Here is a 15,883-nt window from a genome sequence, read left to right on the forward strand (position 1 = left end):
TAGCTAACTTTCGCATTATTTTAAGCATCAATATTTTTAACAAATTTTGCATTCTTTTCAATGAATTCTCTACGAGGAAGAACATCATCACCCATTAAGGTTGTGAAAGCTCAATCAGCTCTCGCAGCATCTTCAATTTGAACTTGAAGCATTTTACGGTTTTTAGGATCCATTGTTGTTTCTCATAATTGTTCAGGGTCCATTTCACCAAGACCTTTGTAACGTTGAACTGTCACTTTAACATTAGGATTTAAAGTAGACATGATTTGTTCTTTTTGGTCATCGTTATAGGCATATGCGACAAATTTGTTTTGTTGAATTTTATATAAAGGAGGTTGCGCAATATAAACAAATCCATATTCAATTAATGGTTTAAAATATCTATAGAAGAAGGTTAATAATAAGGTTCTAATGTGGGCGCCATCGACATCGGCATCGGTCATAATAATGATTTTGTGATATCTTAATTTATTAATGTTGAACGATTCATTTAAACCAGTGCCTAATGCTGTAATCAATGAAATAATTTCAGCATTAGCTAATACTTTTTCAGGTGCTGATTTTTCAGAGTTAATGACTTTACCACGAAGAGGTAAAATAGCTTGAATATTTCTATCACGGCCCATTTTAGCTGAACCACCAGCTGAGTTACCTTCGACAATATAAAGTTCACAAATTTCAGCATTTTTACTTGTACAGTTTGCTAATTTACCAGGCAATGATGCTACACCGCCATTATCTTGGCTGGCTTGAACTGCTTTAGAAGCAGCTTCAGCAGCTAAACGTGATTTCTTAGATTGTAAACATTTTGCAACGATTTCACGTGCATCGATTGGGTTTTCGTCAAAATATCTTTCTAAAACAGGGGCTAATATTTCACGTACAGCAGCACGAGCATCTTTATTATTTAATTTACCTTTTGTTTGACCTTCGAAAATTGGGTTAGGGTGTTTGATTGAAATAGCAGCAACTAACCCTTTGCCAACATCTTCTTTTGTAAGTTTATCACTATCACTTTTAATTAAGTTGTTCTTTAAACCATAGTTATTAATGATTCTTAATAAAGCATCATAGAAACCTTGTTCATGAGTTCCACCTTCACCAGTTAAAATGTTATTAGAATATGTAACAACATTAGTTTGGAAATTTGCTGTATATTGTAAGGCTACTTCAACAGAAATTGTTATTTTTTCTTTTTCATCTGTGTAAGAATTATCAGCATAAATTACATCTTTATTTATAACCTTTTGACCATTGTTAAGTTCATTAACATAATCGACTAATCCACCTTCAAAATAGAATTCTTCGACAACATCATGTACTTCATCCTCAACGATAACTTTAGTTCCTTTTGTAAGGTATGCAATTTGTTTTGCATGGTCAAAAATAACATCAGCTGAAAACTCGTTCTTTTCCATAACTGTAAAATCTGGATGGAATCTAACTCTGGTTCCTGTTTCATCTTCAGGAATATCTCCAATGATTGTTAAAGGTGTAATAGTTTTACCACCATTTTGGAAGTGTGCATAGTAAATATGACCTTCTCTTTTTACTCATACTTCAAAGTCATCACTTAAAGCATTAACAACGGATGCACCAACACCGTGAAGACCACCAGAAACTTTATAAGCATTAGAGTCAAACTTACCACCAGCATGTAAAACGGTTAAAACTGTTTCAACTGTTGAAATACCTGTTTTAGGGTGTTTAGCAACTGGAATACCACGACCATTATCACTTACATCAATGTAGCCATTTTTAGCAATTATGATTTTAATTGTGTTAGCATAACCAGCCATACATTCATCAACTGAGTTATCTACAATTTCTCAAATTAAGTGGTGTAAACCTTTGATCCCGGTTGTACCAATATACATCCCTGGACGTACTCTAACTGGTTCTAGACCATCTAAAACTTTAATATTTTCGGCACCATATTCTTTTTCATCATGAATTCTTTTTTCGTCCATTTGTCCTCCTCTTATATTTATTTATAAATATACATTTATTTATTATACCAAAAATGATATTTTTTGTTAAATAGTTATACCAGCTAATCCATAAAATTTTACTAAATTAAACAAAAATTTTTGCCTTGCATTTTGCTTATTGTGCTTAAAATACAATTATTTTGATAAAATATATTAGCAAACAATTCGAAGCGTATTTATTACGTTTTATTTTTTAATACTAAAAAAGGAGGTTTGATGGCAAAAATGAATAATATCTCCGAAGAAGAAGACAAAAAATTAGATAAAGAAATCGAAAACGAGCTTTATCCATCTGAAGAAACTCTTGAAAAAGAGGAAGATAAATCTACAAATATTAGAATTGATGATGTTTTAAGTGACAGAATTAAAGTCTCAGTAGATAAAGCAGAGCATTATTCTTCTGAAGAGGCACATGAAAATACAGTTGCTCAAGAAAACAATTATAAAAAGACTGTTTTATCAACAAGTTCATCTCGAGTTGCTTCACCACATGATTTAAAAATTAATAGATTTAAATCTTTAGAAGTCAAAGAAAATGTACTTAAAGATGAAAATAACAACTACAAGCCTGTTGTTGATAGAAAAAATACAAGATATAAATACACAAAGATGTCAAACTTTGTATTAAAGCTTTCAAGATTTTACGCTTTAATGCCTTTATGAAAACTTGGTTTAATTACTGCTGGTTTGGCTATTTTATTTGGGGTTATCGGTATCTTCTTAGTTAAGAACCCAGGTATTTATAACTTTGGTTTAGCTGCTTTAGGTCAAGCTACATCAAAATTAACAATGACCTTATTAAGAAAAAATCCAGCTATTACAGAAGCTGTATATAATGCGATTGACCAATCATTATTCTGGATTTTATACCTTGTACTAAGTATCCCAATCTTCTGATTTGGATGAAAGAAGTTAGGTAAAACCTATACTTTAATTACTTTAGAGTTCTTGGTGCTTAGTAGCTTAGTTTCAGCTGGTTTAGGTCAAATTCCAGCTCTTAACAGTTGAACTTTATTTGGTACCTTTAATCACCCAGAAATTACAACTGCTATGAAAGAGGCTGTCGCGAAAGCAAATGACTGAAATGCTGGTAGTCAAAAGAACTTGCTTTCATTATTACCACTTCAATGAAATGATGGTGGCGCAATTATTGCTCAAATTATTTATGCAGTTGTTTATGGTATTTTATTAGCTTACTTCTTTGCTATCGTTGCTATTATTGGTGGATCAGCAGGGGTAACCGGTATTATTGGTGAATATGTATCAGTATATAAACAAAAGAACTTCGGTACAATCAACGGTTACATTAACTTAATTATCATTTTAATCAGTGTTATCATTGGTAACTATATTCCAGGTAGCATCATAGCTGCTGACTTTGAAAATGTTAAGGCAACAGCTGGTGTTGATCCAACTACCGTAAAACAAATTGCTGATTTAAAATGAAATTCTGAATTATATTTCTCACCAAACTTTGTTTCAACATTTATCTGTAACTTTACTTTCGTTGGTTATCTTGATAGATTATTCCCAAGATTCAAAATCGTTCAATGTAAAGTTTATACACACAACATGGATGTTATTAAAGAAGCTATTATTAACGATGAAAGAACCATCAACAGTTTCACAATTCAAAAAGGTGAAGGTGGATACTCAGGTAACAAACTTAAAGTGCTTTCATCAATTACACTTTATAGACAAGTCCCTCGTTTAATTAAGAAGATTAGGGAAGTCGATGAGGACGCTTTAATCACCGTCTCAGATGTAGCATCGGTAGATGGTAAAATCTACATTCCTAGAAACAAATTCTAAAATAATTAATCTTATAAATTATGCTAAAAAGTTAACATCATTGCGGTGTTGATTTTTTATTTTTCCACAGTTTTATAGGCCAATAAAGAAAATGAACATATTAAAAATTTAAGCTTTAACTCTAGCAAAACGAAACTAATCTAAGCATTATATTAAAAATTTAAGCTTTAACTCTAGCAAAACGAAACTAATCTAAGCATTCTTCAGCCTTACAAAAACCAAACTCACTAACCCGCCCCTGAGTTTCCAAGTTGGAGCTCTTTTTTATTACTTTTTTCAGTGTTATTTATATATAAATAAAAAAAGTTATTTTTTTACATAATTACATTGTAATTTGTGGTATAATAAAGATATGAAAAAAGACAAATGACTATTAATTTCAAGAAAAAATAAGAACTCTACTTACTTATCTTTAGCACTTTCAGGAGGATTTGGCAAAGGTTATAAGAAATCTATCGGTATCGGTACAGTTGAAAAATGAGAAAAATATTGTTCTGATCCAGTAGAAAAAATTAAAAAACTATCTCAAAACTACAATACTGATTGAGATAGAAATATGATAATTAGACAATTAGAGTTAGATATAAGCAAGGTTAAAATTGAAACAAAACAGTTCAATTATGGATATGATTTGTTATACAGTTTCTTAGAAAAATTAAATCCTTTTAAAGATGCTAAAGTATCAAAATCCAAGTATTTAAATGATTTATTAAAATATATGATTTCAAATAGAATTGTAAATCCGGGTAGCATGCTTTCATCCTTTAAAAATAAAGACAAATTCAATATAAATTTAGAAGTTGAAAAGACGACATTTTATAATACTTTAGACTATTTAGCTGAAAATAAAAATAACATTTTAAAGAGTGTTAACGATACATTGATCAAAGATAAAAATAGAAAAATAGATATTATTTGATACGACTCTTCAACGGTATATTTTGAAAGTTTTGTAAGAGAAGGATTGAGATATCCAGGTTATTCTAAAGATGGAAAATTCAAAGAAGATCAAATTGTTTTAGGTTTAGCAACAGATGAAAACGGCATTCCAATTCACTATAAATTATTCAAAGGGAACACTGCTGATGCATCAACATTTATTAATTTTATTTTGGATATAAAATCACAATATGAATTAAACAAAGTAACACTCATTGCTGATAGAGGAATGAGTACAAATAGAAACATAAGATTCTTAGAAGATAACGATATTGATTACATTTTATCTTATAGATTAAAAGCGGCTTCAAATGACCGAAAGACCTTTGCAATAGATGAATCCGGCTATTTTGGAGACAATAATTTTAAATATAAAGAAACTACTTTTTATTCGTTTTGAAAGAATAGAAGAGCAAACGGACACAAGAGAAGATTGGTAGTAACATATAGTAAAAAAAGAGCATTAAAAGATAAAAATGATAGACAAATTTTAATCGATAATTTTATTAAAAGACAAGATAAAGACGGACTAGTTCATGATCAAGTAATGTTCGGTCAAAAGAAATTTAAATTCTTCGAAAAAGTTGGTGGTAAAGGTTATTACAAACTTAACTATGACAAAATTATCGAAGATGAAAAGTTTGACGGATATTATGCTTATGAAACCTCTAGATTTGATTTATCACCTGAAGAAATTGTGAATTTATATTCAAAACAATGACAAATAGAATCAAACTTTAGAGCTTTAAAAAGTGCTTTAGCTGTAAGACCTATTTATGTATGAAGTGAAAAGCATATTGAAGGTCATTTCGTACTTTGCTTCTTATCTCTTGTTTTATTAAATTTTGTTATTTATTATTTAAACAAAGGTTTGAAAGAACTCGGTGTTGTAGATGAAAAAATCACAATCAAAAAATTACAAGATGTAATAAAAGAAACAATCAAAACATGCAAGATTATTGACGGAAAAATTGAAAGTGAAGAATATATTATTAACGACAACAATAATCAAGCAATTCAAGATTATCAAACATATTTAAGAATTTTAAATGAATTAAAATTTTAAATTATTAAAAACAGCTCATCAAACAGATGAGTTGTTAAAAATTACATTGTAAAAGTTGGAAACTGGGAGAAAATGAACATATTAAAAATTTAAGCTTTAACTCTAGCAAAACGAAACTAATCTAAGCATTCTTCAGCCTTACAAAAACCAAACTCACTAACCCGCCAAACTCGCTGGTTTTATCTAAAGAACAAAATAATAATAAAATTTAATTAATATATTAAAATATAAATAATAAATTTAGGAGGAAGATATGTCAACAATGTTAGATCTTACAATTGAATACACACTTAAAAATTGTGCAAATAATAAATATGTTGAATTCAATAAAATCTTTGATGCCGTTGAAGCTCAATTAAAATACAAATGAGAACAAGAAGCTAGAGAAAAAAATGTTCCTTACGACAAAATTCGTTTGAATAAAGTTGGTGAATTATACCGTTTATTAACAGTTGATTCACGTTTTGAAAGAAATGCTGCCGGATTATGAACAACTAGAGAAGGTTTTGAATAATATGATAACTAATAGCTATTTAGTAAACGCTAAAGAAATGATTAATAAAGCAAGAAAAGGTAAATACGCAGTCCCACATATTAACATTAATGGTGCTTTATGAGCTAAAAACGTTTTAGAAGCAGCTAATGAAGAAAAATCACCAATTATTATTGGTGTAAGTGTGGGTGCCATTAAATATATGGGTGGCTACGAAACAACTTTTGCAATCGTTGACTCTTTAGTACGCGACTTAAATATTACTGTGCCTGTTGCTTTGCACTTAGATCATGGTAATTATGAAGCTTGCATTAAAGCAATTAATGCTGGTTTTACCTCAGTTATGTTTGATGGATCTTCATTACAATATGAAGAAAACTATGATATTACTAAAAAAGTAGTTGAATTAGCTAAATCAAGAGATGTTTCAGTTGAAGCTGAAGTTGGTTCAATCGGTGGTCAAGAAGACGATATGATGTTTATTGGTGAATTAGCTGACCCAACCCAAGCTAAAGAATTAGCAGATTTAGGTATTGACTTTTTAGCTGCTGGGATTGGCAATATTCATGGTAAATATCCTGAAAACTGAAAATCATTAAACTTTGATAGATTAAAAGAATTAAACAAATCATTAGAAATTGGTTTAGTACTTCATGGTGGAAGTGGCATCCCTGCTGACCAAGTTCAAAAAGCTATTAAACTTGGTGTATGTAAAATTAATGTAAATACTGAATTACAATTAGCCTTTTGTGCTGGTGTTAAAGATTTTATTATCTCAGGTAAAGTAGACCAAGATAAAAATTATGACCCTAGAAAATTATTAGCTGATGGTTTTTCAAATATTAAAACAACTACTAAAGAATTAATTAAAGAATTCCATTCTAACAATAAAGCATAAATCACAAGAAGACAATTTTGTCTTCTTTTATTTTTGGGAAAAATAGCACATTTTTCTCATTTTAGTTCTTTTTATTCTTCATCTAAAAATAACACCAATATAAAGGTATGAAAAAACTTTGACCTTTAGGCTCTATTATTATTTCAACTATACCTACTTTATTTTCAGTTTCATGCCAAAATGAGTGACAGACTATTAATGTTTCTGATTCATATCATGTGATTGATGGTGACACAATCCGTATTTATGATTCAAGAAAAACAACTATTCGGCTGTTTGGAATTGATACTCCAGAAACTAAAAAAGATAGCTCACAAAAGTTAGCAAAACTAGAAAATTATTATGCTCAAAAAGCTAAAATTTATTTGCTTAACTTATTAAAAAATAAAAAGTTTTATTATCAAATTATCACTAAAGATAAGTATGGTAGGTATGTTGCAAAATTGTTTTACGAGGATCAAAATCAAAAATATGATGTGGCTTTATCCTTATTAAATGAAGGCTTAGCAGTTGTTAAATATATTAATGTGGATGGTAAAAATAAATTCACTGTTAAAAATCAAGATTTAAAAGATTATTTTTATAAATTAAAAAATGCTGAAAATGATGCCAAGAAAAATAAGAGAAATATTTGGAAAGAAAATCTAAGTGATGTTTATTCAAAATTGTAATATTTAACTGTTTTATAGGGAAATTATTCAAAAATACAACTTTAAAAAACAGTTTATTTTAAGGCTTAAAATCACCTAAATATTTTTTGGACTTATTTTTAAGGTTTATATTATAATTTTAAATGCAATTTATAATTAAATTGCTCTTAACTAGTGGGAGAGAAATCATTAGAACCACATTATCGAAAGGATAACAAAATATGGCAAAATCAAAAGCTGATATTGTCCGTGTTCGTAAATTGCAATTTAATGCTGGTCAAGCTAAACCTGGTCCTGCATTAGCAGGTGTTGGTATTAACATGCCAGAATTCACACGTGCATTCAATGACGCAACACGTGATAGAGGTAATGAACCAGTTCCTGTTGAAATTACCGTTTACAATGACAAATCATTCGAATTTAAATTATTTACATCACCAGCTAGCTACAAATTAAAAGAAGCTGCTAAGATTCAAAAAGCTAGCCCTAACTCAAAAACTACTATTGCTGCAACAATTACAGTTGATCAATTAAGAAAAATTGCTGAATACAAATTACCAGACTTAAATACAGATGATGTTGAAGTTGCTATGAGCATTGTTGCTGGTACAGCTAAAAACATGGGTATTTTAATTGATGGTTATGACAATGTAGCCGCTGCTAAAAAAGCTGCTGCAGCTGCTAAAAAAGCAGAAGCTATTGCTGCTGCTAAAGAAGCTGCTCTAGAAGCTGATCAAGCTGAATTAATTGAAACAAGAGGTAAAGGTATTGAAGTTGTTACAGTTTCTGAAGAAAACAAAGAAGAAACTGAAGGAGACAATTAATTATGTCATCAAAGATTGGAAAGAAATTAGAAGCTGCTAGAAATTCATTCGATAGAACAATTGCTTACGATTTAAAAGAAGCAATTGAAATCATGAAAAGAACTTCTTATGCTAAATTTGATGCTTCAGTAGACTTAGTTTTCAAACTTAACCTTGATGTTAGAAAAGCAGATCAACAATTACGTGGTGCTGTATTATTACCAAATGGTACAGGTAAAACAGTTAAAGTATTAGTAGTTACAAACAATGTTGAAAAACAAAAATTAGCTAAAGCTGCAGGCGCAGACATCGTTGTAGATGGTGCTGCTCTTGAACAAAAAATTAAAGAAGACGAATTTGACTTCGATGTTATGGTTGCTGATCCAGCAATGATGCCTTTATTAGGTAAATATGGTAAAAAACTTGGACCTAAAGGTTTAATGCCAAACCCTAAAACAGGTACAGTTACTCCAACTCCTGAAAAAGCTGTTGAAGAACTTAAAAAAGGTAAAGCAAACTACCGTACAGACAAAGCAGGTATTGTCCATACATTAGTTGGTAAAGTATCTATGGATACAGACAAACTTGCTGAAAACATTCAAACCGTTATTACTTTAATTAAGAAACTTAAACCAGCCGCTGTTAAAGGTGCTTACATTCAAAACATCGTTATTTCAGCAACAATGGGTCCTGGTGTTAAAGTTAAAATTGAAAAATAATTTATTCGAAAATAATTAGGTTGGCGCAACGCCAATCTTTTTTATTATTTATTTTACTTTCAAATAAAAATCATTTAAAATACTAAAAAATGCATTTTTGAGCCAAAAAACAGCAAAAAACACACTTTTTTATATTTTGAGGTTATTATGAAGAAATATGATGTTATTATTATAGGTTGGAAGCAAGGACAGTAAGACACTTGCTAAGAAATTAGCTATGAATAATAAGAAAGTTGCTGTAATTGAAAAAGAGAAAAAATGTATGGAGGAACTTGTATTAATGTGGGTTGTTTATCAACTAAATCATTAGTACGCAATGCTAAATTAATAGAACAAATGCAGAAAATGAGTTTAAAAACGACTTGAAAATAATTAGAACATTTATATTCATACTCGCATGAATATAAAAATTACTTTGTTGGTAAATTGAATAATAAAATTAAGATCTTGCTTTCGGGCAAGATTTCTTTTTACTTAAATAATCAATATTTTTTACTAATAGAAAGATAATTTGGTTGTTCATCTTTTTTAAGAAGTTTCTTGTAAGTGAAATCAATTAGAATTGCTCCTAATGGACCTGTGATTAAAATTGAAAGTACAGCAGCTGTTAAAATAATTGTTCCACAAGCTAAACCTTCGGCAAGCGCTATAGCACCAATTGAAGCTTGTACAGTAGCTTTAGGAATGTAAGCTAAAACGATAAAGATTTTTTCTTTTATGCTTGTTTTACTGAATAATAAGGAAATTAATACACCAATACTTCTGAATAATAAAACAAGTAAAATTAATCCAACAATCTTAGCGCCTTCAACACTTGCTGCATATTTAATATCTGTTTGAGCACCAATTAAAACGAATAAGATTAATTCGAAAAATATTCACATTTTTGAATAACCTTTTTGTAATTGTTCAGCTTGATATTGATCTTTTTTAAATAATGTAATACCTAAAACAATAATTGAAATTAAAGCACTAAAAGCAATATATTTTTTGATATAGCCTTCTAGCTCAATTAAACCGAGAGAAATACCAAAGACTATTAATACTTTGATAACTGTGGCCATCTTTAAATATTTAAAGACTAAGTAAATAATTAATCCCGTAATAATTCCAGCAACTACACCAAGTATTAAACTTGTAGGTATATTTAATAAAACACCTGCTTCAAATGTGTTAATCGCTACTAATTGTTTAAAGCTATAAAATAAGATAATAACATAAATATCATCTATAGATGAACCAGCTAAAACCATTTGAGGAATTGAATGTTTAAGTCCGTATTTTTCATCCATTATTTTAATCATTCTGGGGACTATAATAGCTGGTGATACAGCAGCTAAAACAGAACCTAATAACATTGCTTCAAAATAATTAATCTTTAAAAACATGGGTGCAAAAATTACAACTCCAATTAATTCAAAGGTTGCTGGTATAAATGATAATAAAATTACACTTATTCCAATTCTTTTTAAAGCTTTAAGATCAAGTGACAAATTTGCTCTAGTTAAAATAATAACAAGAGCCATCTGTCTCAAATATGGCGAAATATTCATAAGTGTTGGACTTATGAAGTTTAAAACAGAAGGACCTAAAATAATTCCTAAGATTAAATACCAAATCAATTTTGGCATTTTGATTTTTTCAAATAGATATCCTACTAGAAAACCTAATAAAAAAATAACAGCAAGTGATAATAACATATATGCTCCTTAATAATGTAAATAAAAAGTCTATAGTAAAAAATACTATAGACGTCATCAGCATTTAAGCAATTTAGTTTATTCAACTCGGGAGAACATCATTCCCTTTATTGATAATTATAATACTAGTCAGACTATATGGATAATATTTTTTAGAATTCGGGCAATAATAAATTTAAGAATTTATATGATTAGACTTCTAGCTTCATTATGTTAAATTTGACAGCAATAATCGCCTAGAAAAAAGTTTAAAAAAATCCTCAAAATTGAGGATATAAATTATATTTATTTTGCTTGGCTTAATCGAATTTACCTGGTTGAATTGTAAAATTTTCGCCTTCACCATTTTCGCCATTTTCAGGTTTGTTATAATGTTGTTTAGTAATTTCTTTATTAGCTTGGTTGATGAACATACATGCTCCAACATATCCAACAATAGTACCGAAAATTCCAACTAAAAATAAAATGAAATAAACTTTTGAATCAAGTTTTGATGTTCCAACTGCTAGAATGATAGAAATAACAAAACATGAAATTCCAATTCCAGCAAAAACAATTCATAAGAGTACTATAGCTGTTAATAGAGCTGCATATAAACCTTGATCAGCAGTCCCTTGAGCAGCTCCAGCACTTGCTGGATCTATACCAGAAATAGCAGGTAAAACAAGTTTAGTACCAGCAGCACGATAAGCGGTTGGAATTGCTATAGCGTATATCATAATAAGAATAATATATCAAATTGAAAGTAATGTGATTAACGCAACTGCTAATTTTTTATTTTTTTTATAAAATTCTTTATTCATTCCAGAAATAAAAGTCCCAACATTTGAAAATGTCGGGATTTTTCTGTCCTTTTGGTAAAATAAAAATGATAAAAAGAAAGGACAACATAATTATATATGAAAAACGATAAAAAAATTTTCTGTACTTTGGTTAGAAGTAAAAATGTGCATAACAAAATTCAAACTTCACAAATTCATTTCGCTGTTGATAAGAATTACTCTGAAATTTTAAGCCGCTCGAAAAACTACTCGACACACAAAAACCATATCGGTTTTGCAGAAGTGTTTCAGATAATATATGGATTACTAAATTTTCAATCTTTAAAAGAAATATCTCAAAATATTGAAATATCGACTAAAGCGATTAAAAGGTTTTTATTTAAATATTCAAAAGGAATATATTTAGGCAAAGGCGATAGAAAAACCTGTGATTGTTGTGATGCTAAAATTAAAAAAGTTCGTTATTTAAATCTTGATGAATTTATGATAAATGTTGCTAATTTTGATAAAAGTAAAAGAATAGCATATTCAAAAAAGAAAATAGAACAATATCAAGATTTTAGAAATTTTTGAACAGAGCTTTTTGATGATTATACCCAAAATAGAAATAATAAAGATTTAGCAAAAAGAACGCCTAAGCTAAGCGCTAACGAAATATTAAGAAGATTTGAAGAAAAGTATCCAAACAGCTATAAACCTTCAAAATCTATGGTATATAATTTGATATCACAAAGAGTCTTTAAAGACCTTGAAATAGGCATTTTGGTCAATTTATCCACCAAAGGAATTAAACAAAAACGACCCCCAAAAAGAGACAGTCGAAAGCTTAAAAAGATTGGAGTTAGCATTGATCAACGCAGCACAGAAATCAATGAAAGACTTAGAGATAATGATTATGAATTAGATACTGTTATTGGTTCAAAAACTGATCAATGTTGTTTCGTAACGCTAATTAATAGAAAGACTAGACGCTTCTATTTTCATATGGTACGGCGGACTAGCACTGGTGTTAGAGATGGGCTGATATACCTAATGCAAAAATATAACTTGACAATAGATTCGCTAACCATAGATAATGGTAGTGAAAATGCGAAACTAGATGAAGTGCCAGGTATTAAGCAAATATATAAATGTCACCCATATTGTTCGGGAGAAAAAGGCTCTATCGAAAACTGCCACAGGTTATTAAGACGGTATTTTAAAAAAGGCAAGTCTATAGACCCTTACTACGGTCAAGATTTGACTCCTGTTATGGATTTTATAAATAATTACAAGAGAAGCATTCGCTTCTAATCCAAACTTTTTATGTGCTAAAAAGTTTGACAAAAAGGCACTTACTTTTTTGGAAAAAAGTAAGCAAAAACTCAAGTTTTTTACAAAACTTGGTATTTTCGTTTAAATTTTTTTAGGATTTTAAAGCTTTTCTTGGTAATAATTTATAATTTTTGTAACATTTTTGATTTTACGCAAAATTAGGACTTTTAAAATTGGAATTTATATTTATAAAATTCTTTCATATTTCTCCTTACTTTTTGCTTTAATATTATAAATTATAAATTGTGTATTAACAAATTAATATGAGTTTATGGCAAAAAATATGGTAAAAAATGTGAAAAAGATCTATAAATTTATGTCTTAATAATAATTCTCTTTATTTTATAATTTAATTAATAATTAAATAAGGAGACAAATGTTAAATATTGTTTTATATGAACCAGAAATACCACCCAATACAGCTAATATTATTAGAACTTGTTTCGCTCTAGGAGCTAAATTACATATTATTAAACCTATTTCTTTTGACTTAGCTCCCCAACATCTAGCAAGAGCGGCTGCCGGTAGATTGCTTAGCGACATACAACATGAAGTTCATGCTTCATATGAAGATTTTTATAAGAAATATCATGATAAAAATATCTTCTATATTACAAGATATGGAGAAATTACATATACAGATGTTAAATACAAAAAAGTGTATAAAAAGGACAAAGAAATCTGATTGATGTTTGGAAAAGAATCAACTGGCATTAACAAAGAAATATTGCATAATCATTTAGATCATTGTTTAAGAATCCCAATGGTTTCTGCTATGAGAAGTATTAACTTAGCTAACTGTGTAGCAATTTTAGGTTTTGAAGTTATGCGGCAATTAGACTTTAAAGATTTATCATTATTCGAAGTTCAAAAAGGAAAGGATTTCCTTAGAACATGAAGAAAATAATTACAAGTGTTAATAATCCTGAAATAAAAGAACTTAAAAAATTACTTAAACATAATAGTAAAAAAGATGATGTGTTTCTAATTGAAGGTTATCATTTAGTTGAAGAAGCAATGAAACATAATTTTGTCTTAAAAACCTATGAAACAGACAAAAATGTAAAATATGAGCAATCAATAATTATTACTGAAAATGTTTTAAATGCTTTAGCAAACACTAAGACACCTGAAGGCATTATTGCTTTATGTAAGAAACTAAATGTGCCTAAAGCATCTAATAAAATTGTATTCTTAGACAATGTGCAAGATCCCGGAAATGTTGGCACAATAATCAGAACTTCAAAAGCTTTTGGTTTTGATACCATTTATTCGAATGCAAATTTTTATAATGATAAAATCATTAGATCAACTCAAGGTGCTTTGTTTGATGCTTCATTAATTAATTATGATGATGCATATAGTGCTCTTAAAAATCTAAAAGAACAAGGTTATGTAATTTATGCAACTTCATTGGAAAAAGATAGCATTAGTTATCTTGATGCTAAATATAATGAAGATAAAATAATAATTTTGGTTGGAAATGAAGGCAATGGAGTTAACCCCAAATTATATGAACTAGCTGATTATAAAATTTATATTCCAATTAAATTCGAGAGTTTAAATGTTGGAATAGCAACAGGTATCATATTAAATCACATATATAATGAAAAGTAGGTAAACCATGGAAGATAAATTAACAAAATTCAAAAACATTAAATTTAGTCACGAACTAAATGGTTACTCTGTCTCTGAAGTTAATGGAGTTATTAATGAAATGTGAGAATACATTAATAAAATTAATGATGAAAAGAAGCTATTGAAATCTCAATATAATAAATTAAATAGAGAACTTCAAAATAAAATTAATGAACTTGAAGTAAAAAACATGACAATAGAAATGAGTAAAAAATAATGGAGCAAAAAGAAGAACAATTACTTATTAATTGATATCCTGGGCACATGGCAAAAGCCTTAAAAGAAATTAAGGAAAATGCTAATATCGCTGATATTTTCTTAATTGTCTTAGATGCTAGATGCCCAATTAGTAGTTATAACGAAGATTTTAATGCTATCGCTCCTCAAAAACCTAGATTATTTATTATTACTAAAAGCGATTTAATGGACAAAAGCAAAAAAGATATGATCCAAAAACGTTTTGGTAATGAAACATTATTATGATTAGATTTAAGAAACCCTAAAAGTAAAAAAATAATCCTTGAAAAGATTAATAAACTTTTAAAAGCAAAAATTGATCGTGATAAAGCTAAAGGTTTACTTGTATCAAGAATTAAGGTTTTTGTAATGGGTGTGCCTAATGCTGGTAAAAGTACATTAATTAATTTAATGTCTGGTAAGAAGAGTTTAAAAGTTGCAAACTATCCTGGTGTAACTAGAGATAAAAAGTGAGTAGCTGTCGATAATATCTTTTTTATGGATACTCCGGGAATTTTACTTCCTAAATTATCTGACCAAGAAGCTGCTGCTAAACTAGCTATGATTGGTTCAATTGAAACCAAAATCTTTCCACAAAAATTCTTATTTGAAAACTTTTTAAAGATAATGGCAAAATACTATCCAGAAAAGCTTATCGAAACTTTTCACATAGATCCTAAAGATTTAGAAAACCTAGATGAATATAAAACACACAATATAATTGTTCATATTGCTAATGAATTTGGTTTTAAACAAAACAATAAAATTGAGTTTAATAAGGTTTATACTTTCTTCTTAAATTGAATTAAAAATCTCAAAAATATAACATTGGATTAGAGGT

15 protein-coding genes and 1 riboswitch are annotated in these 15,883 nt (G+C 28.8%); of the genes, 12 read left to right on the top strand and 3 right to left on the bottom strand.

The window, feature by feature from the left end; all coding sequences use genetic code 4:
* Positions 1 to 20: 20 nt before the first annotated feature.
* A complete protein-coding gene (locus ACJA22_RS04620) occupies positions 21 to 1,970 on the bottom strand; it encodes a DNA topoisomerase subunit B (RefSeq protein WP_406617081.1) in 1,950 nt (649 codons plus the stop codon).
* Between the two features lie 237 nt (positions 1,971 to 2,207).
* On the opposite strand from ACJA22_RS04620, the gene ACJA22_RS04625 reads away from it, so the two are divergent.
* The 7 genes from ACJA22_RS04625 to rplA all read left to right on the top strand — a co-directional run bounded on the left by ACJA22_RS04625 (position 2,208) and on the right by rplA (position 9,371).
* Positions 2,208 to 3,803: a DUF2179 domain-containing protein gene (locus ACJA22_RS04625; protein WP_406617082.1), complete on the top strand. Its 1,596-nt coding sequence runs from the start codon at positions 2,208 to 2,210 to the stop codon at positions 3,801 to 3,803.
* Between the two features lie 352 nt (positions 3,804 to 4,155).
* Entirely contained in the window at positions 4,156 to 5,808 is a 1,653-nt protein-coding gene (locus ACJA22_RS04630) for an IS1634 family transposase (protein ID WP_406616883.1), read from the top strand.
* A 253-nt stretch (positions 5,809 to 6,061) separates the two neighbouring features.
* Positions 6,062 to 6,322, top strand: a complete 261-nt coding sequence (gene rpoE / locus ACJA22_RS04635) for a DNA-directed RNA polymerase subunit delta (RefSeq protein ID WP_406617083.1) — start codon at positions 6,062 to 6,064, stop codon at positions 6,320 to 6,322.
* A 1-nt stretch (position 6,323) separates the two neighbouring features.
* On the top strand, positions 6,324 to 7,199 hold the full coding sequence (gene fba / locus ACJA22_RS04640) for a class II fructose-1,6-bisphosphate aldolase (protein ID WP_406617581.1): 876 nt from the start codon (positions 6,324 to 6,326) through the stop codon (positions 7,197 to 7,199).
* Between the two features lie 107 nt (positions 7,200 to 7,306).
* Positions 7,307 to 7,870 (top strand): thermonuclease family protein, encoded by a 564-nt coding sequence (locus tag ACJA22_RS04645; RefSeq protein ID WP_406617084.1) that lies wholly within the window; start codon positions 7,307 to 7,309, stop codon positions 7,868 to 7,870.
* Between the two features lie 200 nt (positions 7,871 to 8,070).
* Positions 8,071 to 8,673, top strand: a complete 603-nt coding sequence (gene rplK, locus ACJA22_RS04650; RefSeq protein WP_406617085.1) for a 50S ribosomal protein L11 — start codon at positions 8,071 to 8,073, stop codon at positions 8,671 to 8,673.
* A 2-nt stretch (positions 8,674 to 8,675) separates the two neighbouring features.
* Positions 8,676 to 9,371, top strand: coding sequence for a 50S ribosomal protein L1 (gene rplA / locus ACJA22_RS04655; RefSeq protein ID WP_406617086.1), 696 nt, complete (start codon positions 8,676 to 8,678; stop codon positions 9,369 to 9,371).
* Positions 9,372 to 9,841: 470 nt separating this feature from the next.
* Here the strand turns inward: rplA and ACJA22_RS04660 are convergent, their stop codons facing one another.
* Positions 9,842 to 11,071 (bottom strand): cation:proton antiporter, encoded by a 1,230-nt coding sequence (locus ACJA22_RS04660; RefSeq protein ID WP_406617087.1) that lies wholly within the window; start codon positions 11,069 to 11,071, stop codon positions 9,842 to 9,844.
* A 41-nt stretch (positions 11,072 to 11,112) separates the two neighbouring features.
* Positions 11,113 to 11,186, bottom strand: a riboswitch (Fluoride riboswitch).
* A 184-nt stretch (positions 11,187 to 11,370) separates the two neighbouring features.
* On the bottom strand, positions 11,371 to 11,874 hold the full coding sequence (locus ACJA22_RS04665) for a hypothetical protein (protein ID WP_406617088.1): 504 nt from the start codon (positions 11,872 to 11,874) through the stop codon (positions 11,371 to 11,373).
* A gap of 96 nt (positions 11,875 to 11,970) precedes the next feature.
* Here ACJA22_RS04665 and ACJA22_RS04670 point away from each other — a divergent pair, with 96 nt between their 5' ends.
* The 5 genes from ACJA22_RS04670 to ylqF all read left to right on the top strand — a co-directional run bounded on the left by ACJA22_RS04670 (position 11,971) and on the right by ylqF (position 15,879).
* The gene (locus tag ACJA22_RS04670) at positions 11,971 to 13,146 is read left to right on the top strand and encodes an IS30 family transposase (RefSeq protein ID WP_406616729.1); all 1,176 of its coding nucleotides are present in this window, start codon (positions 11,971 to 11,973) and stop codon (positions 13,144 to 13,146) included.
* Between the two features lie 397 nt (positions 13,147 to 13,543).
* Positions 13,544 to 14,074, top strand: coding sequence for a tRNA (cytidine(34)-2'-O)-methyltransferase (locus ACJA22_RS04675; RefSeq protein ID WP_406617089.1), 531 nt, complete (start codon positions 13,544 to 13,546; stop codon positions 14,072 to 14,074).
* Entirely contained in the window at positions 14,062 to 14,784 is a 723-nt protein-coding gene (locus tag ACJA22_RS04680) for a TrmH family RNA methyltransferase (protein ID WP_406617090.1), read from the top strand. Before ACJA22_RS04675 ends, ACJA22_RS04680 begins: the two co-directional genes overlap by 13 nt.
* Before the next feature lie 7 nt (positions 14,785 to 14,791).
* The gene (locus ACJA22_RS04685; RefSeq protein ID WP_406617091.1) at positions 14,792 to 15,022 is read left to right on the top strand and encodes an MAG0865 family DivIVA-related protein; all 231 of its coding nucleotides are present in this window, start codon (positions 14,792 to 14,794) and stop codon (positions 15,020 to 15,022) included.
* A complete protein-coding gene (gene ylqF / locus ACJA22_RS04690; protein ID WP_406617092.1) occupies positions 15,022 to 15,879 on the top strand; it encodes a ribosome biogenesis GTPase YlqF in 858 nt (285 codons plus the stop codon). Before ACJA22_RS04685 ends, ylqF begins: the two co-directional genes overlap by 1 nt.
* The last annotated feature ends 4 nt before the right edge of the window (positions 15,880 to 15,883 follow it).

Source organism: Mycoplasmopsis adleri (genome assembly GCF_045276205.1).
Taxonomy (GTDB): domain Bacteria; phylum Bacillota_I; class Bacilli_A; order Mycoplasmatales; family Metamycoplasmataceae; genus Mycoplasmopsis; species Mycoplasmopsis adleri.